17 protein-coding genes and 2 tRNA genes are annotated in these 19,548 nt (G+C 61.0%); 10 read left to right on the forward strand and 9 right to left on the reverse strand.

Going from position 1 to position 19,548, the window contains the following annotated elements; translation table 11 throughout:
• Positions 1 to 72 precede the first annotated feature (72 nt).
• Positions 73 to 492, reverse strand: a complete 420-nt coding sequence (locus LMJ30_RS14430; RefSeq protein ID WP_229433043.1) for a hypothetical protein — start codon at positions 490 to 492, stop codon at positions 73 to 75.
• Positions 493 to 778: 286 nt separating this feature from the next.
• On the opposite strand from LMJ30_RS14430, the gene carA reads away from it, so the two are divergent.
• From carA to LMJ30_RS14450, 4 genes are all read left to right on the forward strand, one after another.
• The gene (gene carA, locus LMJ30_RS14435; RefSeq protein WP_229433044.1) at positions 779 to 1,942 is read left to right on the forward strand and encodes a glutamine-hydrolyzing carbamoyl-phosphate synthase small subunit; all 1,164 of its coding nucleotides are present in this window, start codon (positions 779 to 781) and stop codon (positions 1,940 to 1,942) included.
• Between the two features lies 1 nt (position 1,943).
• Complete coding sequence (gene carB / locus LMJ30_RS14440; protein ID WP_229433045.1) at positions 1,944 to 5,174, forward strand: carbamoyl-phosphate synthase large subunit; 3,231 nt, start codon at positions 1,944 to 1,946, stop codon at positions 5,172 to 5,174.
• Between the two features lie 92 nt (positions 5,175 to 5,266).
• Positions 5,267 to 5,746: a transcription elongation factor GreA gene (gene greA / locus LMJ30_RS14445; RefSeq protein WP_229433046.1), complete on the forward strand. Its 480-nt coding sequence runs from the start codon at positions 5,267 to 5,269 to the stop codon at positions 5,744 to 5,746.
• Positions 5,746 to 6,192 (forward strand): DUF4149 domain-containing protein, encoded by a 447-nt coding sequence (locus tag LMJ30_RS14450; RefSeq protein ID WP_229433047.1) that lies wholly within the window; start codon positions 5,746 to 5,748, stop codon positions 6,190 to 6,192. Before greA ends, LMJ30_RS14450 begins: the two co-directional genes overlap by 1 nt.
• Before the next feature lie 164 nt (positions 6,193 to 6,356).
• Here the strand turns inward: LMJ30_RS14450 and yhbY are convergent, their stop codons facing one another.
• Positions 6,357 to 6,821 (reverse strand): ribosome assembly RNA-binding protein YhbY, encoded by a 465-nt coding sequence (gene yhbY, locus LMJ30_RS14455; protein ID WP_229433048.1) that lies wholly within the window; start codon positions 6,819 to 6,821, stop codon positions 6,357 to 6,359.
• Positions 6,822 to 6,862: 41 nt separating this feature from the next.
• Here yhbY and LMJ30_RS14460 point away from each other — a divergent pair, with 41 nt between their 5' ends.
• The 6 genes from LMJ30_RS14460 (at position 6,863) to LMJ30_RS14485 (ending at position 12,290) form a co-directional block, all read left to right on the forward strand.
• Positions 6,863 to 7,549 (forward strand): RlmE family RNA methyltransferase, encoded by a 687-nt coding sequence (locus tag LMJ30_RS14460; RefSeq protein ID WP_229433049.1) that lies wholly within the window; start codon positions 6,863 to 6,865, stop codon positions 7,547 to 7,549.
• A gap of 162 nt (positions 7,550 to 7,711) precedes the next feature.
• The gene (gene ftsH / locus LMJ30_RS14465) at positions 7,712 to 9,598 is read left to right on the forward strand and encodes an ATP-dependent zinc metalloprotease FtsH (protein WP_229433050.1); all 1,887 of its coding nucleotides are present in this window, start codon (positions 7,712 to 7,714) and stop codon (positions 9,596 to 9,598) included.
• Positions 9,599 to 9,702: 104 nt separating this feature from the next.
• Entirely contained in the window at positions 9,703 to 10,539 is an 837-nt protein-coding gene (gene folP / locus LMJ30_RS14470) for a dihydropteroate synthase (protein ID WP_229433051.1), read from the forward strand.
• A gap of 22 nt (positions 10,540 to 10,561) precedes the next feature.
• Positions 10,562 to 11,899: a phosphoglucosamine mutase gene (gene glmM, locus LMJ30_RS14475; protein ID WP_229433052.1), complete on the forward strand. Its 1,338-nt coding sequence runs from the start codon at positions 10,562 to 10,564 to the stop codon at positions 11,897 to 11,899.
• A gap of 161 nt (positions 11,900 to 12,060) precedes the next feature.
• Positions 12,061 to 12,137: transfer RNA gene (locus LMJ30_RS14480), tRNA-Pro, on the forward strand.
• A gap of 76 nt (positions 12,138 to 12,213) precedes the next feature.
• Positions 12,214 to 12,290, forward strand: a tRNA-Arg gene (locus LMJ30_RS14485).
• A 65-nt stretch (positions 12,291 to 12,355) separates the two neighbouring features.
• Here LMJ30_RS14485 and LMJ30_RS14490 read toward each other — a convergent pair.
• From LMJ30_RS14490 to LMJ30_RS14520, 7 genes are all read right to left on the reverse strand, one after another.
• Positions 12,356 to 13,441, reverse strand: coding sequence for an acyltransferase family protein (locus tag LMJ30_RS14490; RefSeq protein WP_229433053.1), 1,086 nt, complete (start codon positions 13,439 to 13,441; stop codon positions 12,356 to 12,358).
• A gap of 87 nt (positions 13,442 to 13,528) precedes the next feature.
• The gene (locus LMJ30_RS14495) at positions 13,529 to 14,614 is read right to left on the reverse strand and encodes an endonuclease/exonuclease/phosphatase family protein (RefSeq protein ID WP_229433054.1); all 1,086 of its coding nucleotides are present in this window, start codon (positions 14,612 to 14,614) and stop codon (positions 13,529 to 13,531) included.
• Positions 14,615 to 14,749: 135 nt separating this feature from the next.
• Positions 14,750 to 15,469: an arsenical resistance protein ArsH gene (gene arsH, locus LMJ30_RS14500; protein WP_267869671.1), complete on the reverse strand. Its 720-nt coding sequence runs from the start codon at positions 15,467 to 15,469 to the stop codon at positions 14,750 to 14,752.
• A complete protein-coding gene (locus LMJ30_RS14505; protein WP_229433055.1) occupies positions 15,462 to 16,202 on the reverse strand; it encodes an aquaporin in 741 nt (246 codons plus the stop codon). Before LMJ30_RS14505 ends, arsH begins: the two co-directional genes overlap by 8 nt.
• A 14-nt stretch (positions 16,203 to 16,216) precedes the next feature.
• Positions 16,217 to 16,699, reverse strand: coding sequence for an arsenate reductase ArsC (locus tag LMJ30_RS14510; protein WP_229433056.1), 483 nt, complete (start codon positions 16,697 to 16,699; stop codon positions 16,217 to 16,219).
• A gap of 48 nt (positions 16,700 to 16,747) precedes the next feature.
• Positions 16,748 to 17,086, reverse strand: coding sequence for an ArsR/SmtB family transcription factor (locus LMJ30_RS14515; RefSeq protein WP_229433057.1), 339 nt, complete (start codon positions 17,084 to 17,086; stop codon positions 16,748 to 16,750).
• A 90-nt stretch (positions 17,087 to 17,176) separates the two neighbouring features.
• On the reverse strand, positions 17,177 to 19,522 hold the full coding sequence (locus LMJ30_RS14520; RefSeq protein WP_229433058.1) for a sensor domain-containing diguanylate cyclase: 2,346 nt from the start codon (positions 19,520 to 19,522) through the stop codon (positions 17,177 to 17,179).
• Positions 19,523 to 19,548: the final 26 nt, after the last annotated feature.

Below are 19,548 nucleotides of genomic sequence, written 5' to 3' on the forward strand. Positions count from 1 at the left end.
ATTTTGGAATATTCCAAAATGACTGTGGTCTGACCCCGATTTTGGGAAATGTTGCTGGGAACTGCGGATGGCTTAGTCGTGGATTTCGGCGGTTTCTGGCGCGGTGTCGAGGGCGTCGCAGCGCCTCAGCCAGTCCATCAGCGCGTCCATGTCCGTCACCAGGATCTCGCGGCCCTTGACGAAGCCGACCTGGATCAGGCTGGCGGCGTCGCAGTTGAGCTTGTTGACGGTCGGCGCCAGGTTGACCATCCGGTCGTATGCCTTGTAGACCTTGTTTTCCCACTTGTGCAGGCCGCTGTCGTTGAACCTGTTGTTCTCGAAGTAAATCATGACGGTGCCGTCGAGGTTGCCGAAGCCGCACATCCCCGATCCGTTCTTCATTGCCGCCCGCACCGGCTCGCTGGCCTCGGGGCCGGGGACGAATACGCCCGCGCGCCCGCCCGGGTCGGGACGCTCCATCGGCGTGTCCATGCCAAATACTGTCGTTGCCATTTTTTTCCTACAGTGAGTTGCGCTTTGCGCTGAGTGAGCTAATGTAGAGAAGCGCGCCGCGGCTGTCCAGAGGCGGAAAAAATCGGCATTAAGTGGGCCGCCGGCGATTGCCGAAAGAGGCTGCTTGCGCTATAATTCGGAGGTTTAGCCATTCAATACACCTACCGTAGCGACTACCACACATCCCTCATTCAACATGACCCCATCCCTCGAGCTGAAATGCTCGGGATCGCAGGGTCGTCGGTCTGACGTGGCGCAGCTACGGTAACTTTATCAGGAGTTGCCCTTGCCGCCATTTTTTTCTGGCCCCGCCGTTCCAGCCATCCTGGCCCTCGCAGACGGGACAATATTTAAAGGTTTTTCCATCGGCGCCGCCGGTCATACCACCGGGGAAGTGGTTTTCAATACCGCAATGACCGGCTACCAGGAAATCCTCACCGATCCTAGCTACTCGCGACAGATCGTCACCCTGACTTATCCTCATATCGGAAATACCGGCGTCAACCTTGAAGACGTCGAGGCCACCAAGGTGCACGCGGCTGGCCTGATCATCCGCGACCTGCCGCTGATGGCGTCCAATTTCCGTACTACCCAGTCGCTGTCCGACTACCTCAAGGCCGAAGGCATCGTCGCCATCGCCGGCATCGACACCCGCAAGCTGACGCGCATCCTGCGCGAAAAAGGCGCGCAGGGCGGCGCCATCCTGGTCGGTACCCAGGGCGTGGAGCCGAAAGAGTCGCAGGCGCTGGAGCTGGCGCGTTCCTTCCCTGGCCTGGCCGGCATGGACCTGGCCAAAGTGGTCTCGACCACGAAAGCCTACGAGTTCACCGAAACCGAGTGGAAGCTCGGCGAGGGTTACGGCAAGCTGACGGATCCTCAATTCCACGTGGTCGCCTTCGACTACGGCGTCAAGAAAAACATCCTGCGCATGCTGACCGAACGCGGTTGCAAGGTGACGGTGCTGCCGGCCCAGGCCACCGCCGCCGATGCGCTGGCGCTGAACCCGGACGGTATCTTCCTGGCCAACGGCCCGGGCGACCCGGAACCGTGCGATTACGCGATCGCAGCGTCGAAAGAGCTGATCGAGCGCGGCATCCCGACCTTCGGCATCTGCCTCGGCCACCAGATCATGGCGCTCGCGTCAGGCGCCAAGACAATGAAGATGAAGTTCGGCCACCACGGCGCCAACCATCCGGTGCAGGACCTCGATTCGAAGAAGGTGATGATCACCTCGCAGAACCACGGCTTCGCGGTCGATGCCGGCACCTTGCCAGCCAACTGCCGCGTCACGCACGTGTCGCTGTTCGACGGTTCGCTGCAGGGCTTTGCCCGCACCGACAAGCCGGCGTTCTGCTTCCAGGGCCATCCTGAAGCATCGCCTGGACCGAACGACGTAAGTTACCTGTTTGACCGCTTCATCAGCCTGATGCAAGCAGCGGAGAAAAAATAAGATGCCAAAGCGTAGTGACATTAAAAGTATTCTGATTATTGGCGCAGGCCCGATCATCATCGGCCAGGCTTGCGAGTTCGATTATTCCGGCGCACAGGCGTGCAAGGCGCTGCGCGAAGAGGGCTACAAGGTCATCCTCGTCAACAGCAACCCTGCGACCATCATGACCGACCCCGAGATGGCCGATGTCACGTACATCGAGCCGATCACGTGGAAAGTCGTCGAGCGCATCATCGCCAAGGAGCGTCCTGACGCGATCCTGCCGACGATGGGCGGCCAGACCGCGCTGAACTGCGCGCTCGACCTGCACCGCCACGGCGTGCTTGAGCAGTACAAGGTGGAGCTGATCGGCGCGACCCCCGAGGCGATCGACAAGGCCGAGGACCGTTCCAAGTTCAAGGAAGCGATGACCAAGATCGGCCTCGGTTCGGCGCGCTCCGGCGTGGCGCACTCGATGGAAGAGTCGTGGGCAGTGCAGCGCGAGCTGGGCTTCCCGACCATCATCCGTCCGTCGTTCACCATGGGCGGCACCGGCGGCGGCATCGCTTACAACGAAGAAGAATTCGAGACCATCTGCAAGCGCGGACTGGAAGCCTCGCCGACCAAGGAACTCCTGATCGAAGAGTCCCTCATCGGCTGGAAAGAGTATGAGATGGAAGTGGTGCGCGACAAGGCGGACAACTGCATCATCATCTGCTCGATCGAGAACCTCGACCCGATGGGCGTGCACACCGGCGACTCGATCACCGTGGCGCCGGCGCAGACGCTGACGGACAAGGAATACCAGATCATGCGCAATGCCTCGCTGGCAGTGCTGCGCGAGATCGGGGTGGACACCGGCGGTTCCAACGTGCAGTTCTCGATCAACCCGGCCGACGGCCGCATGATCGTTATCGAGATGAACCCGCGCGTGTCGCGTTCGTCGGCACTGGCGTCGAAAGCGACCGGCTTCCCGATCGCCAAAGTGGCGGCCAAGCTGGCAGTGGGCTTCACGCTCGATGAGCTGCGCAACGAGATCACCGGCGGCGCGACCCCGGCGTCGTTCGAGCCGTCGATCGACTACGTCGTCACCAAGATCCCGCGCTTCACGTTCGAGAAGTTCCCGGCAGCCGACCAGCACCTGACCACTCAGATGAAGTCCGTCGGTGAAGTCATGGCGATCGGCCGCACCTTCCAGGAGTCGTTCCAGAAGGCGCTGCGCGGCCTTGAAGTGGGCGTCGATGGCCTGAACGAGAAGACCAAGGACCGCGAGAAGATCGAAGAAGAACTGGGCGAGCCGGGTCCGGACCGCATCTGGTACGTGGGCGACGCGTTCGCGCAGGGCTTCACGCTGGAAGAAGTGCACCAGCTGACCCGCATCGATCCGTGGTTCCTCGTCCAGATCAAGGAAATCGTCGACATCGAACTGTGGCTCGACACGCAGAAGCTGGAGAACCTCGACAAGCCGATGCTGTACAAGCTGAAGCAAAAGGGCTTCTCGGACCGCCGCCTGGCCTTCCTGCTGCAGACCACCGCCGCCGCAGTGCGCGAGAAGCGCCATGCGCTGAACATCCGTCCGGTGTACAAGCGCGTCGACACCTGCGCGGCCGAGTTCTCGACCAACACCGCGTACATGTATTCGACTTACGACGAAGAGTGCGAGTCGAACCCGACCGACAAGAAGAAGATCATGGTGCTGGGCGGTGGCCCGAACCGTATCGGCCAGGGTATCGAATTCGATTACTGCTGCGTCCACGCGGCGCTGGCGATGCGCGAAGACGGCTACGAGACCATCATGGTCAACTGTAACCCGGAGACCGTGTCGACCGACTACGACACCTCCGACCGCCTGTACTTCGAATCGCTGACGCTGGAAGACGTGCTGGAAATCGTCGCGCTGGAAAAGCCGGTCGGCGTGATCGTGCAGTACGGCGGCCAGACCCCGCTGAAGCTTGCGCTCGACCTGGAAGCGAACGGCGTGCCTATCGTCGGCACCTCGCCGGACATGATCGACGCGGCCGAAGACCGCGAGCGCTTCCAGCAGATGCTGCAGAAGCTGAACCTGCGCCAGCCGCCTAACCGCACCGCGCGCACCGAAGCCGAAGCGCTGTCGCTGGCCCAGGAAATCGGCTACCCGCTGGTGGTGCGTCCTTCGTACGTGCTGGGCGGCCGCGCGATGGAAATCGTCCATGAGCAGCGTGACCTCGAGCGCTACATGCGCGAAGCGGTCAAGGTGTCGAACGATTCGCCGGTGCTGCTGGACCGCTTCCTGAACGACGCGATCGAGTGCGACGTCGACTGCATCTCGGATGGCGTCACCACCTTCATCGGCGGCGTGATGGAGCACATCGAGCAGGCCGGCGTGCACTCGGGCGACTCGGCATGCTCACTGCCACCGTACTCGCTGTCGCCGGAGACCATCGATGAACTCAAGCGCCAGACCTCGCTGATGGCCAAGGGCCTGAACGTGGTCGGCCTGATGAACGTGCAGTTCGCGATCCAGAAGCAGGAACGCGACGGCGAAATGCGCGACACCGTGTATGTGCTCGAAGTGAACCCGCGCGCATCGCGCACGGTGCCGTTCGTGTCGAAGGCGACCGGGCTGCAGCTGGCGAAGATCGCGGCGCGCTGCATGGTCGGCCAGACCCTGGAGCAGCAGGGCATCACGAAGGAAGTGATCCCGCCTTACTTCAGCGTCAAGGAAGCCGTGTTCCCGTTCGTGAAATTCCCGGGCGTCGACACCATCCTCGGACCTGAGATGAAGTCGACCGGTGAAGTCATGGGCGTCGGCATGACCTTCGGCGAGGCGTTCGTCAAGTCGCAGATGGGCGCCGGCGTCAAGCTGCCGGAATCGGGCAAGGTGTTCCTGTCGGTGAAGTCATCCGACAAGCCGCGCGCCGTCAAGGTGGCGCGCGACCTGCACGAGATGGGCTTCCAGATCGTGGCGACCAAGGGCACCGCGGCAGTGATCAACACCGCGGGCATTCCGTGCCAGGCCATCAACAAGGTGATTGAAGGCCGTCCGCACGTGGTCGACATCATCAAGAACCACGAGATTTCGCTGGTGATCAACACGGTGGAAGAGAAGCGCAGTGCGATTGTGGACTCGCGCGCGATCCGTATTTCGGCTTTGGCGGCAGGAGTGACGACATACACTACAATAGCGGGTGCTGAGGCTGCGGTCGAAGGCATGCGTCACCTCGACGAGTTGCGCGTGTACGATTTACAAGGCCTGCATAAAACCTTAAACTAAGCGGCAAGCAGTACCACTAACCACAGAGCTCGTGAGGCTTTTGTCTCGCGGGCTCTGTGGTTTTCACTTTCTAGTTGATACCCGAATACGACATGAACAATACTGTTCCACTTACCAAATACGGCGCCGAGCTGCTCAAGGAAGAGCTGCATCACCTCAAGACCAAAGAGCGCCGCATTGTGATCGATGCGATCGCCGAAGCGCGCTCGCACGGCGACCTGTCCGAGAACGCCGAGTACGACGCCGCCAAGGAGCGCCAGGCGTTTGTCGAAGGCCGCATCGCGGAACTGGAAGGCAAACTGAGCTCGGCCCAGATCATCGACCCTGCCACCCTCGACGCTGAAGGGCGCGTGGTGTTCGCCTCGACCGTCTTCCTGGAAGACCTGGAAAACGGCCAGAAGGTGACCTACCAGATCGTCGGCCTCGACGAAGCGGACCTGAAGCTGAACAAGATCTCGGTAACCTCGCCGATCTCGCGCGCGCTGATCGGCAAGTACGCGGGCGACGTGGTGGAAGTGCAGGCGCCATCGGGCCCGCGCGAATACGAAATCCTCGAAGTTAAGTACATCTGATGCCGACGCGCCTGCGCCTGCTGGTGGCCGCGCTGTGGGCGGGCAGCCTGTGGACGGTTGGTTACCTGGTGGCGCCGATTTTGTCGAACACGCTGCCCGACCGCAAAATGTTCGGCAATATCGCCGCCGGGATCTTCCGCGGCGAGGCGTGGCTGACGGTGGCGTGCGCGCTGGCGATGTTTGTGCTGGTGATGCTGGCCACGGATCTCGACGCAAAGCGCAAGCGCACGCTTAACTTTATCGTAGGCGGAATGCTGGCCTGTACGGTGATCGGGTACTTCGGCATGCAGCCGGTGATGGGGATGCTGCGTGAAGCGGCGGGTGCGCAGGGCGTGATGGATTCAAGCCTGAAGATGAAGTTCGGGATCGTGCACGGCGTGGCCGCGCTGATTTACCTGGTGCAGAGCGTGCTGGGTGTGGCGCTGGTGCTAAAAAGCCGCACTTAACGCCAATTCGGCGGATGACGCTGCGCTTATCCGCCCTACGAAAATCACCACGTAGGGCGGATAAGCGAAGCGCATCCGCCGAATTGGCGCCGCGTTGACTCAAACCCGGCGGATGCGGCCGGGGGCGCCGAGCCTTCGGCCTTATCCGCCCTACGAAAAACCTCTTAGCCGAGGCTCTTCTTGGTGCTGGTCTGGCGCGGCTTGGCGCGCTTGATGTTGCCGCCGGCGGTGACCCGCTCGTTACCCTTGATCATCACCTTGGTCACGCTAGGGCGCTTGGTGCCGCTGGCGCTGGCCTTGACGATGGTTACTTCGCGCATGCCTTTGCCTGCCTTGGCGCTGCGCTCTTTGACGGTTTCCTTCTTCGGACGGTAGATCACCAGCAGCTTGCCGATGTGCTGGACCGGCGCCGCGTCGAGTTCTTCGCAGATGGTTTCATACATGGCGACGCGCGCTTCACGGTCGTCGCCGAATACACGTACCTTGATCAGGCCGTGCGAATCGAGGCTGGCCGCGATTTCCTTCATGACTGCCGGAGTCAGGCCGGCTTCGCCGATGATCACAACAGGCTTCAGTCCGTGGGCTTCGGCGCGCAGTGCGCTGCGCTCGACGGGGGTAAGTTTTTGCATAATATTTTAAGATAATCCTTTAAAAGCAGTATTCTACGCGAATGGCAAAGAACAAATTAAACAAAAACTGGTTGCACGACCACATAAACGATCCCTATGTCAAATTGGCACAAAAAGAGGGATACCGTGCACGCGCCGCTTACAAGCTCAAGGAAATCGACGAACAGGAAAAGCTGATCAAACCGGGCCAGGTCATTGTCGACCTCGGCTCGACGCCGGGCAGCTGGAGCCAGTACGCGCGCAAAAAGCTGTCGGGCAGGGAGGGCGGGGGCATCAACGGCACCATCATCGGCCTCGACATGCTGCCGATGGAGCCGATCGCCGACGTCCACTTCATCCTGGGCGACTTCCGCGAATCGCGCAGCCTGCGCGCGCTTAACGCCATCCTGGAAAACAAGCGCTGCGACCTGGTGCTGTCGGACATGGCGCCCAACCTGTCGGGCATCCCGACGGCTGATGCCGCACGCATGGAGCATCTTATCGATTTGGCAATTGAATTCTCGCAGTTGCACCTGAAACCATCCGGTGCGCTCGTGGTGAAATGTTTTAAGGACATGGGTTTTAGCCAAATCGTCGAGAAATTCCGTTCCGAATTTAAAGTTGTCAAACAAGTTAAGCCAAAGGCAAGCCGGGATAAGTCGTCGGAAATTTTCCTGGTTGGCCGCGGGCTGAAAAATCCTACCGAAAAGAATCACGCTGCGGATGATGAATCTGCCCTTGATATTTGACCGCACAGCCGCACATCTTGCGCAGGAAACCCGCATGCGAGTGGGGTTTCCGGCGCTTTTTTGGCCAGGATCGCGGGCGTGCGTGGCATAGCCTGCTGATTGAGAGTAGAATCGGCCCTTATATTCGGTAAAAAAGATGCCCCCGGCATCGAAGGAGTTTTCGTGAATAATATGTTTTCCAAATCCGCCATCTGGGTGGTCGTCGCGCTGCTGTTGTTCATGCTGTTCAAGCAGTTCGACACCCATAGCGTTGCCGGCGGCAGTAAGTCCATCGCTTATTCCGAACTGCTCGATGAGGTCAAGGCGCGCCGCATCAAGGACGTCGTGATCGAAGGCGCAAACATTACCGCGACCCGGGTCGACGACACCAAGGTGCGCTCGACCGCGACCATGCTCGACCGCGGCCTGATCGGCGACCTGCGCGAGAATGGCGTGCGCTTCGACATCAAACCGCCTGAGGAACCTTCGTTCCTGCAGCAAGTCTTCATTTCCTGGTTCCCGATGCTGCTCCTGATCGGCGTCTGGGTGTTCTTCATGCGCCAGATGCAGGGCGGCGGCAAGGGAGGCGCGTTCTCCTTTGGCAAGTCCAAAGCACGCATGATGGATGAGACCAACAATACCGTCACCTTCGCCGACGTCGCAGGCTGCGACGAAGCCAAGGAAGAAGTCACTGAGATCGTCGACTTCCTGAAAGACCCGACCAAGTTCCAGAAACTGGGCGGACGCATTCCGCGCGGCGTGCTGATGGTCGGCCCTCCGGGCACGGGTAAAACCCTGCTGGCGCGCGCCATTGCCGGCGAAGCGAAGGTGCCGTTCTTCTCGATCTCGGGTTCCGACTTCGTTGAAATGTTCGTCGGTGTCGGCGCAAGCCGCGTCCGCGACATGTTCGAGAACGCCAAAAAGCATTCGCCTTGCATCATCTTCATCGACGAGATCGACGCTGTCGGCCGTCACCGCGGCGCGGGCATGGGCGGCGGTAACGACGAACGCGAACAGACCTTGAACCAGCTGCTGGTCGAGATGGACGGTTTTGAAGCGAGCTCCGGCGTCATCGTCGTGGCTGCCACCAACCGCGCCGACGTGCTCGATAAGGCGCTGCTGCGTCCAGGCCGTTTCGACCGCCAGGTCATGGTTGGCCTGCCGGACATCCGCGGCCGCGAGCAGATCCTCAACGTGCACATGCGCAAAGTGCCTATCGGCACCGACGTCAAGGCCGACATCCTGGCCCGCGGCACCCCTGGTTTCTCGGGCGCGGACCTGGCCAACCTGGTCAACGAAGCGGCGCTGTTTGCGGCCCGCCGCAGCAAGCGCCTGGTCGAGATGAGCGACTTCGAGGACGCCAAGGACAAGATCTTCATGGGTCCCGAGCGCAAGTCGATGGTCATGCGCGAAGAAGAGCGCCGCAACACGGCTTACCACGAGTCGGGCCACGCGGTGATCGCCAAGCTGTTGCCGAAGGCTGACCCGGTGCACAAGGTAACGATCATGCCGCGCGGCTATGCCCTCGGCCTGACCTGGCAGCTGCCGGAACACGACAGCCTGTCCGGTTACAAGGACAAGATGCTCGAGGAAATCTCGATCCTCTTCGGTGGCCGTATCGCTGAAGAACTGTTCGTTGGACAGATGTCGACCGGCGCATCGAACGACTTTGCCCGCGCAACCAAGCTGGCGCGCTCGATGGTCACCCGCTTCGGCATGAGCGACAGCATGGGCGTGATGGTCTACGAGGACAGCGAGAACGAAGGCTTCTTCGGCGGCGCCACCAAGACCATTTCGGAAGCGACCCAGCAACAGGTTGACGCAGAAATCCGCGCCATCCTCGACAAGCAGTACGCCCTGGCGCGCCGCTTGCTGGAAGAAAACCGCGACAAGGTGGAAACGATGACCAAGGCGCTGCTCGACTGGGAAACCATCGACGCGGACCAAATCAACGACATCATGGCCGGCAACGAGCCACGTCCACCGAAGTTCGAAGTGCCGCCTAAGCGCAACCAACCGCCGGGCAGCGGCTCGGGCGATGTGTCGCCGAACGCGACCGCACCAGCGTAAAACTCACATTTCGCTAGCAACAGATATAATGCCGTTCAGATAATTACTGAACGGCATTTTTTCTTTGTGGCGACAAAATCGTCCCCTGAAAACCGCCTTACTGAATGCGACAATATTTGCAATGCGGCCGTTACGGCTTCGACCTCGATGCACGCCCTTTGGTGATGGGCATCCTGAACGTCACGCCGGATTCGTTCTCGGATGGCGGCCGTTTCCAATCACTTGAATTCGCCGTCTCGCGCGCCGAGGAAATGATTTCCGAAGGTGTCGACCTGATCGACATCGGCGGCGAATCGACCCGGCCGGGATCGCCCGCGGTGCCGCTGGATGAAGAGCTGCGCCGCGTCATTCCTGCCGTCTACGCGCTGCGCGACCTGGGCAAGCCGCTGTCGATCGACACCTACAAGCCGGAGGTCATGCGCGAAGCCATTTTGGCGGGCGCCGACATGATCAACGACATCAATGCCTTCCGTTCGCCGGGCGCGCTGGCCGCGGTGGCCGACAGCGATTGCGGGCTATGCGTGATGCACATGCAGCGGTCGCCGGAAACAATGCAGCAAAATCCCGAGTACACCGACGTGGTGGAGGAGGTCCTTGGCTTCCTGCGCGAGCGGATCGATGCGATGGAGGCTGCTGGAATCGACCGCAAGCGCATTTGCGTCGACCCGGGCTTCGGGTTTGGGAAAACAGTCGAACACAATTTTGCCTTGCTGCGCAATATCGGCAAGATGCAGCAGGAACTTGGCCTGCCGGTACTGGCAGGGTTGTCGCGCAAGTCGATGATCGGCGCGGTGACCGGCAAGCCGCTTGAGCAACGCCTGGCCGGAAGCCTGGCCGGGGCATTGGCTGCGGTAGCGCATGGCGCTAGAATCGTCCGCGTACATGATGTAGCCGAAACAGTAGATGCATTCAAAGTGTGGCAAGCAGCCGCGATTCATTAATTCATAGAAAATAAGAGAAACCATGGGACGTAAATATTTCGGTACCGACGGTGTGCGTGGCCTGGTAGGCGTAGCGCCAATTACCCCTGACTTCGTCATGCGCCTGGGCTACGCCGCCGGTAAAGTACTGGCTCGCAACGGCTCCGCATCTGGCCGCCCGACCGTACTGATCGGCAAAGACACCCGCATTTCAGGCTACATGCTCGAAGCCGCGCTGGAAGCAGGCTTTACGGCAGCTGGCGTGGACGTGCAGCTGGCCGGCCCGATGCCGACCCCGGCGATCGCCTACCTGACGCGCGCGCTGCGCCTGTCGGCCGGCGTCGTCATCTCGGCCTCGCACAACCCGTTCCAGGACAACGGCATCAAGTTCTTCTCCCAGTTCGGCACCAAGCTGCCGGACGCGGTCGAGCTGGAAATCGAAGCGGGCATCGACATGCCGATGGAATGCGTACCTGCCGAACAACTCGGCCGCGCCAAGCGCCTCGACGACTCCCAGGGCCGCTACATCGAATTCTGCAAGAGCACGTTCCCGAACGAACTGGACCTGCGCGGCATGAAAATCGTCGTCGACAGCGCGCACGGCGCGGCTTACCACATTGCCCCGCATGTGTTCCACGAACTGGGCGCCAAGGTCATCTCGATCGGCAATCAGCCAAGCGGCTTTAACATCAACGCCGGCTTTGGCGCGACCGCGCCGCAGGCGATGGCTGCCGCTGTTGTCGAGCACAAGGCCGACCTGGGCATCGCGCTCGACGGCGACGCCGACCGCCTGATCATGTGCGACTCGAAAGGGCGGCTGTACAACGGCGACGAACTGCTCTACGTGATGGTGCGCGACCGCATGACGGTTGGCCCGGTTTCGGGCGCGGTGGGCACCCTGATGACGAACATGGCGCTGGAAGTAGCGTTCAAGGAACTCGGCGTCGGCTTCGCGCGCGCCAAGGTCGGCGACCGTTACGTGCTGGAAGTGATGCAGGAGAAGGGCTGGCTGTTCGGCGGCGAAGGTTCGGGCCACCTGCTGGCGCTCGACAAGCACACCACCGGCGACGGTATCGTATCCGCGCTGCAAGTGCTGTCCGCACTGAAGCGCAGCGGCAAAGGCCTGGATGAATGCTGCGGCGAGCTGACCTTGTATCCGCAAAGCCTGATCAACGTAAAGGTTGCGCCTGGCTTCGACTGGACCAAGAACGCCGCCATGGTTGCCGAGAAAGAAAAGGCCGAGAAGGAACTGGGCGATGCGGGCCGCGTCCTGATCCGCGCATCCGGCACTGAACCGCTGATCCGCGTGATGGTCGAAGCCAAGACGCAAGAACTGGCCGAAAGCACCGCACGCCGTATCGCGGACAAGGTCTCTGCCTAATTCCTCAGCCCGTCGTCCCCGCGAAGGCGGGGATCCATGGTGAGCGTGCAAACAGACCGCTAGTTGCGCCGTGAAATGCTTTCCCACCCCGCAATAAGCGTTCCAAATACTTTACCTGCGCACATTGACCACTTTCGGCCGGCGCAGTATAATTGAGTCTTCGGAGTGTGGCGCAGTCCGGTAGCGCACCTGGTTTGGGACCAGGGGGTCCAAGGTTCGAATCCTTGTACTCCGACCAAGTTAAAAAGACGGGCTGTCATTTAGTTGGCGGCCCGTTTTTCATTTCCGCAGAGAATTCTTCTCCGCAACACACACTGCCCATAGCTCAGTTGGATAGAGCATCAGCCTTCTAAGCTGAGGGTCGCAGGTTCGATTCCTGCTGGGCAGGCCAGAATACTCAAAGAATACAAGCAGAGTCAGCCTCGCGAACGAGGCTGGTTTCGTTTATCGCGCGGCTTATGAGACGAGTGGCGCCGCCTGGGTTCCGGTATCCGCCCCGGCACGATTTCCCGTCCACACGCGATTGAGATACAGTCGAGCAGGATTCTCGATCAGGTAATACGCCGCAATCCCGGTAGCGAGCGCGCATCCGATGGCGACCAGGGGATGCATGTCGCCGCGGTGGGCCATCAGGTAGAACGGTTGCTGCCAGAGGTACAGCGAGAACGACCATGTACCAAGCTTGCGCAGTGGTTCAATTTCGAGCATGGCGTGAATCCAGCGGGGCGACTGGTCAAGCAGGTTGATTGCCAGCGCGAGTGCCGAGCAGCCGACCACGACTTTGATCGCCGCAGGCACCGACCACCAGCTCGCCGCGATGCTCAACATCACAAACGATGGCACCATCAGGAAATGCGCTGGCGGCTTGGCTGAGCGCCAAAGAATTGTCAGGAAGGCAGAGGCGAAGACGCCAAGGGCTGCGACTTCAGAGTGCATCCGCAAAGCGGAGGCGAGCCTGGCCTCCGAGAACATGCCCCAGTAAGCGAAGGCGCAACCTGCCATGACGAGCGCGGAAACGCCGACAGCATAACCGGCATCGACAATGCGCTTGCGGCTCAACAGGGCGAGCAAGGACAGCGCCACATAGCTATGCTCTTCGACACTGAGGGACCAGATATGGCCCAGCGGAATGCCATGCAGGTCTGGCGCCGCCTGGACGTAATTATTTGTGAAGCTGAGCGCGGCGAAAACCTGGGTCCAGTTGATCGCCTTGCCAGTGAGGCCGAACCAGATGAGCATGGCTGTTATGAACACGAGCACTGACGGCACAATGCGCGATATTCGCCTGCGATAAAAGGTCGGAAAGTCCACCTTTTTGATGAACAAGATTCGCGTCATCAGCAGGCCCGACAGCACGAAGAAAAGATTGACGCCGAACGCGCCGAGATTCATCCCCGGTATCGGGAAGAAGTGCCCGACAAGCAGTGAGGCAATCGCTAATCCACGCCAGCCGTCGAGATACGGGACGTTCTCAGTCTTTATTGTTGTCATGACATTCCCTAAAGTTTGCGCAATGGTGCGCGAGGAAATGTCGAAAGGCAAGAAAATAATTTCCGGGTGAAAATTTGTGATAATCGTTAAGCTACATTTCTCACGCTTAAGCGGGCGCTTTTCGCACGGCGAGGCGTGTCAAGCCTGCGGCTCATGCACATCCGCCTCGCTCACCGGCTCGGCCGCGATCTTTTCTTCCGCTAAAGCCTTGTCGTCCGCATCCGGCACCAAACCCTGCTGCTCGGCGCCGCGTACCCGGTCGTAGGTCAGCTCCACCAGCACCGGGAAATGGTCCGACCCAAACGAAGGCAGCCGCGTGATGAAGGACAGCGTGAAATGCTGGCTGTGGAACAGGTGATCGAGCGGCCAGCGCAGGAACCAGTAATCGGCATGGAAGGTGTTGAACATCCCCCGGCCAATGCGTGGGTCAAGCAAGCCGCTGATCTTGCGGAACAGCCGGGTCGTGGTGGACCATGCGACGTCGTTCAGGTCGCCTGCAACGATCACCGGCGTATCGAGCCCGACCACGCTCTTGGCCACCACCAGCAGCTCCGCATCGCGCTCGGTCGACTCGTCGTGCTCTGTCGGGCTGGGCGGCGCCGGGTGCAGGAAATGCATCCGCACCTTGCGGCCCGATGGCAGGACCGCCATCGCATGCATCGACGGAATGTCATCCTCAACCAGGAACTGGATCGCCCCGTCTTCCAGCGGCAGGCGCGAATACACGTGCATGCCGTACAGATTATCCAGCGGACATTTCATCGAGAACGGGTAGTCGCCTTCCAGGACATCCAGCCTTTCCTGCCACCATGAGTCGGTTTCAAGCGTCACGAAGACGTGGGGCTCATGCTTGCGGATCAGGGCGATCAGCCCATCGGTATTACGGTTGGTGGTCAACACATTCGCCGTCATGATGCGAATCGTATCGCCTTCCTGGGCGCCGAGGGACGCTTTCACTTCGTTTCGATAGACCCTGGTGTAAGGGAAGATCCACCAGAACTGGTAAAGCAGGCACGCTGCCGTGACCGTAATCAGCCCGTGCGAGGCGATGTCCGATAAATCGAGGAACACCAGTTCCACGGCGAGCAGGCCGGAGGCCAACACCGCCAGCTGAAGGCGTGGAAAATCAAAGTCGCGTATCCACCAGACTGCGCGGTGCGACAGCGGCATCAGGGTCGCAATGACGAGAAAGGCAACCGAGGTTGCGATGATGGCGAATTGCATTACTGAATGGGTCCGAAAAGGCAGGTTGATCATCCCGTTACGGGCACATGAGCAAGTATGCCAGCCTCTTGGGGAAACAGCCCCCCGCACACGTGCGGAGGCTAAATAATTCGCTAGCGCAACCTTTAAAGGACCCTAAATCTTGCTGACGACCTGACTAATCAGCTTCATTTGCCGCTCGTTGCGCTCGCTGTAACGATCCGTCAGGTAATCGGTCCGTCCGCGCAGCAGCAGCGTGAATTTGAACAGCTCTTCCATGACGTCGACAACCCGGTCGTAATAGCCTGACGGCTTCATCCGGCCCGCCTCGTCAAACTCCATGTACGCCTTCGGCACCGACGACTGGTTTGGAATTGTCACCATCCGCATCCAGCGTCCCAGCAGGCGCAGCGTGTTTACCACGTTGAACGATTGCGAGCCGCCGCACACCTGCATCACCGCCAGGGTGCGGCCCTGGCTCGGGCGGATTGCTCCTTGCTCGAGCGGAATCCAGTCGATCTGGTTTTTCATCACGGCGGTGATCGCGCCATGCCGTTCCGGGCTGCACCACACCTGGCCCTCCGACCACAGGCATAGCTCGCGCAGTTCGACAACTTTGGGGTGGGTCTCGGGAACGCTCCCGACCATCGGCAGTTCCGTTGGATCAAAGATCTTGACGTCCGCACCTAAATGTTCGAGGATGCGCGCCGCTTCCTCGGTCAGGAAGCGGCTGAACGAACGCTCGCGCAGCGAGCCATACAGCATCAGGATGCGGGGCGGATGGTCCAGTTCGCCAACCTGGGCGAGTTTTTCCATCGTCGGGAGGTCGAGTTGCTCCGCCTTGATGTTCGGGAGGTCGTGCAGATTCTCAGCCATGTGAGTGTTCCGTTTTGTTAGTGGATGGCGCGGCAAAGTCGCCCGGCGCCACGGTACCGGCAACAGTCGCGCCTACCGGCGCGGCAGGGTACAGCCAGCAGAACACCAGGGTGGCCACGGCCGCGCCCAGCAACTGCGCGGCGATAAAGCCGGGCGCGTCGAGCGGGCGGATACCCGCGAAGGTATTCGTTGCGCTGCGCGCCAGCGTCACGGCCGGGTTGGCGAATGAGGTCGACGAGGTGAACCAGTAGGCCGCCGTGATATAGGCGGCAACGGCAAATGGCGTGACGCTCGGCCGGCTCCGCGAGCAGCCGATGATGACTGCGATCAGGCCGAAGGTCGCGACAAACTCGCTCCACCACTGGGCCGGGCCGGTACGGACATGCTCGGACGCGAAGAATACCGGGTCGCCGAACATCAGGTGGGCGGCAGCCACCCCGGCGAACGCGCCGGCCACCTGGACCGCGATATAGGGCAGCACCTCGGCGCGCGGCATATTCTTCTGCCAGGCTTCGGACAGGGTCACGACCGGATTGAAATGCGCGCCGGAGATGGTGCCGAACATCAGGATCAGCGCCACCAGTCCCGCGCCGGTGGCAATTGCGTTGGCCAGCAGGGCGAGCGCGACATTGCCGCCGGCAAGCCGTTCGGCCATGATCCCGGAGCCAACGACAACCGCCAGCAGGAATGCCGTGCCGAGTCCTTCCGAGACGATACGTCGTGCAAAAGTCATGTCTGGTATCCCTGTCAGGCTGGCATCAGGTTGCCGATCCGGTCCATCTCAGCTTTCAGTTTGGCAGGATCGTCCTTGAGCGTGTCCAGGGGCAATGCCAGGAAAGCCTCGATGCGGGCGCGCAGGATGCGGTATGCCTTCATGAAGGCGGCGTCGATTTCCTCGTCGGTACCGGTTGCATGCGCCGGATCTTCGACGCCCCAATGCGTGCGCAGTACCGGCCCCAGGTAAGCAGGGCAGGTTTCGCCTGCCGCGCTGGCGCACACGGTGATGACGATGTCCGGCGTCGCCGGGAGCTTGTCCCACGACTTGCTGTAATAGCCTTCGGTGGCAATGCCTTCGCGCGCAAGCAGGGCAAGCGAGCGCGGGTGGACGTAGCCGGCCGGCTGGCTGCCTGCACTCATGGCACGCCAGCCAGCAGGCGCCAGATGGTTGAACGTGGCTTCACCGAGGATCGAGCGGCACGAGTTGCCCGTGCACAGGAAAAGTACATGCATGTTTGGTCCGGAAAAAGTGGTTGCGGTAGGAGTTGCGTTGGGAAGTATTCAGCCTGCGGCCCGTGCGGGTTCGCAGGTCACGCCTGAGGTAGGGGAGCACGGATTTCCGCCGCAGCAGTTTTCGGTCAGGAATCCGACCAGCGCGTTCATCGTCTCGAAGCGGGCGGCATAAATGACAAAGCGCCCCTCCTGGCGGGCAACGATCAAGCCGGCGTGCGCCAGTTCCTTCAGGTGGAAGGAGAGGGTGGAGGGCGGCACGGCCAGGTGTTCCGCGATCTTGCTGGCGGCGATACCCTGTGGTCCGACCGAGACGAGGTAACGGAACACGGCCAGGCGCATGTCTTGCGCTAGCGCGGCGAGGGCGGCGATGGCAGTTTTCGTATCCATGGGAATCCTTTGACTATTCTGGAATTGTACATTACTAGAATCATCGAAGTAAACCAGATCAGAATAGCGCGATGTAGCTCAACTGGATGGTCAGGGTTCGATGTTGGGCTCGGCGTCGACCGCGTAGCGATCCCGGCCGCCGCGTTTGGCGATGTACATCGCGCCGTCCGCCCGCCGGATGATGTCGTCGGCGCTCATGCCGCGCGCGTAGTACGCCACGCCGATGCTGGTGCTTACCTTGAGGCGCAGTTCGCCAACTTCGAACGCCGGGTGCATCGCGTTGACCAGCTTGCCGGCCACGTACTCGGCCCCCGCGCGGTCGCTGATATCGTCGAGCAGCAAGGCGAATTCATCGCCGCCCAGCCGGGCAACGAGGTCCATGTCGCGCACGGTGGCCTTGATCCGCGCGGAAAACGCGGTCAGCAGGGCGTCACCGACATCGTGCCCGTGCGTATCGTTGACGCTCTTGAAGTGGTCGATATCGAAATACATGAGGGCGAACATGCCGCCCTTGCGCTTGATGCGCGATATCGCCTGTTCCAGGTGTTGGTAGAAAAATGTCCGGTTCGCCAGCTTGGTCAGTCCGTCGTAATGCGCGAGCTCGCGCAACTGGCTCTCCATCTGTTTGCGTTCGGTAATGTCCTCATACACGCCCAGCAGCGCGACGGTTTCCCCATCGATATTCGTCAGCGGAATTTTGCTCGTGCGCAGCCAGCTGACGCTGCCGTCGTTGCGGTACTGCGGTTCCTCGTAATTGATCCTGGCATGGCCGCTGCGGAGCGTGGCGGCGTCATCCGCGCGATACAGCTCGGCGCTGGCGCGCCACGCAAGGTCGAAGTCGTTCTTGCCGATAATCTGCTCGGGCTGTTCCAGGCCCGCATCATGGCAGAAGGCCTTATTACAGCCGAGATATTCCAGCTTTGTGTTCTTCCAGAACACACGTTGGGGGATATGATCAATCACCAGCTGCAGCATCTGCTTGGATTCTTTGAGTTCCCAGGCGCGCTGCCGCTGGGCGGTGATGTTTTCGGCGATGCCGACGATATGGATGACCTTGTCCCCGGTCTTAATCGGAATCATGATGACGCTCAGCTGGATCAGCTTGCCCTCGCCATCGACAATTGCTGAGTTGTACGTGACCGAATTGCCGCGCAGCGTCTCCTGGAACTGCGCCCGCGCCAGGTCTTGCTTCTCGGGTACGATCATGTCCTCGACCGACTTGCCGATCAGCTCCTCCTTGCTCATCTTAAACTCCATCAGCGCGCGCGAATTGGCATTCGTAAAACGGCGCTGCGCGTCCAGCAGGTAGACGGCAGACGGATGGCTTTCAAAAACCTCGTCGAAGCGCAGCGTTTGCTGATCGCCGCGCAGCCTGCTTCGGTTGCGCCCCAGCCAGGCCGCCAGCGCCCACGACATCCCCAGCGACGATAACAGGCCGCCCGCGAGGATCACAGCGCCCATCGAGCTTTCGTACCGCGCGAGATACTCCGGTTTTGCGAAAAAGGCCAGCTCCCACTGGCGTCCGCCGACCATCATCGATTGGCGGTGCGCGACGCCGAAAGCGCGTTGGTTCGGCACGGCGCCGGAACCCCTGCCACTGCGGTAGAGGTGCGTTGACCCGTCAAGGATGTCGAGGTCGAACTCCGTGCGAAACGCGTTTCCCAGGGCGCGATCGATCATCGCTGGCACGTGGTAAATCGAGAACACGAAGCCGCGCAATGCCGCGCGCCGTTCCTCGACGGTGGCCGAAGGCATCGCCAGGTCGTAGATGGGGGTGAACACACCGATGATCGGCTCGGTGCGCGGGCCCGACAGGTTGTGATGCCGCTCCGTCGCGATGGTCTGGCCCGAGTCGCGCGCCTGCTGCATGGCAGCCCAGCGCTGGGGGACGCCGGCAAAGTCGCGCCCCCGTATCGGCCTGAAATGCGCGTCGCGCGGAAGCGCATACAGGTAGGGAAAAGTATCGACCGCATCGGCGCCGGGGCCGTTGATCGAAAAGCCGGGGGCCTCGCCTTGCATCCTGCTTTCGAACTGACCTTTGGCGGCGCGCGGCACGCGCGGGACATACCCGATGGAGCGCAAGCCGGGGTGCTCGGTCAGGGCATCGACCGTCGCCAGGTAGGCGTCGTAATCCTTCAGGCTGGTTGGCCCGGACGCGGCGATAAATCCAGCGAAGGCCTTGGTCAGCTTGAGATAGGCGTCGACGCCGTTCTGCAAGGCCAGCACCGATTCGGTGGCATCGGCGCGCGCATGGATCGCGATCCTCTCGCGCTGCGTGCGCTGCTGCGCCAGGAAGGCGAGCAGGGTGACCACGCACGCAATAATCAGCAGCAGGAATACCGGTGCGTTCTCGCGGATCGCTGTACGGGTTGATCGTCGCATTCTGGGTTCCCGCCTTTCGCATGCCAGAACCGGCCGTGCGCATGCCACGCGCATGCTGCTCGGCCGGGACAAGCCCAATA

The organism is Massilia agrisoli (assembly GCF_020831365.1).
Lineage (GTDB): Bacteria > Pseudomonadota > Gammaproteobacteria > Burkholderiales > Burkholderiaceae_D > Telluria_A > Telluria_A agrisoli.

What these genes read in the sequence shown, in the direction of transcription:
- LMJ30_RS14515 (WP_229433057.1), bottom strand. Translation starts at nt 17,086, where the DNA reads ATGGATACGAAAACTGCCATCGCCGCCCTCGCCGCGCTAGCGCAAGAC.
- glmM (WP_229433052.1), top strand. Translation starts at nt 10,562, where the DNA reads ATGGGACGTAAATATTTCGGTACCGACGGTGTGCGTGGCCTGGTAGGC.
- LMJ30_RS14505 (WP_229433055.1), bottom strand. Translation starts at nt 16,202, where the DNA reads ATGACTTTTGCACGACGTATCGTCTCGGAAGGACTCGGCACGGCATTC.
- yhbY (WP_229433048.1), bottom strand. Translation starts at nt 6,821, where the DNA reads ATGCAAAAACTTACCCCCGTCGAGCGCAGCGCACTGCGCGCCGAAGCC.
- folP (WP_229433051.1), top strand. Translation starts at nt 9,703, where the DNA reads ATGCGACAATATTTGCAATGCGGCCGTTACGGCTTCGACCTCGATGCA.
- LMJ30_RS14460 (WP_229433049.1), top strand. Translation starts at nt 6,863, where the DNA reads ATGGCAAAGAACAAATTAAACAAAAACTGGTTGCACGACCACATAAAC.
- LMJ30_RS14450 (WP_229433047.1), top strand. Translation starts at nt 5,746, where the DNA reads ATGCCGACGCGCCTGCGCCTGCTGGTGGCCGCGCTGTGGGCGGGCAGC.
- LMJ30_RS14495 (WP_229433054.1), bottom strand. Translation starts at nt 14,614, where the DNA reads ATGCAATTCGCCATCATCGCAACCTCGGTTGCCTTTCTCGTCATTGCG.
- carB (WP_229433045.1), top strand. Translation starts at nt 1,944, where the DNA reads ATGCCAAAGCGTAGTGACATTAAAAGTATTCTGATTATTGGCGCAGGC.
- LMJ30_RS14510 (WP_229433056.1), bottom strand. Translation starts at nt 16,699, where the DNA reads ATGCATGTACTTTTCCTGTGCACGGGCAACTCGTGCCGCTCGATCCTC.
- arsH (WP_267869671.1), bottom strand. Translation starts at nt 15,469, where the DNA reads ATGGCTGAGAATCTGCACGACCTCCCGAACATCAAGGCGGAGCAACTC.
- greA (WP_229433046.1), top strand. Translation starts at nt 5,267, where the DNA reads ATGAACAATACTGTTCCACTTACCAAATACGGCGCCGAGCTGCTCAAG.
- LMJ30_RS14430 (WP_229433043.1), bottom strand. Translation starts at nt 492, where the DNA reads ATGGCAACGACAGTATTTGGCATGGACACGCCGATGGAGCGTCCCGAC.
- LMJ30_RS14520 (WP_229433058.1), bottom strand. Translation starts at nt 19,522, where the DNA reads ATGCGCGTGGCATGCGCACGGCCGGTTCTGGCATGCGAAAGGCGGGAA.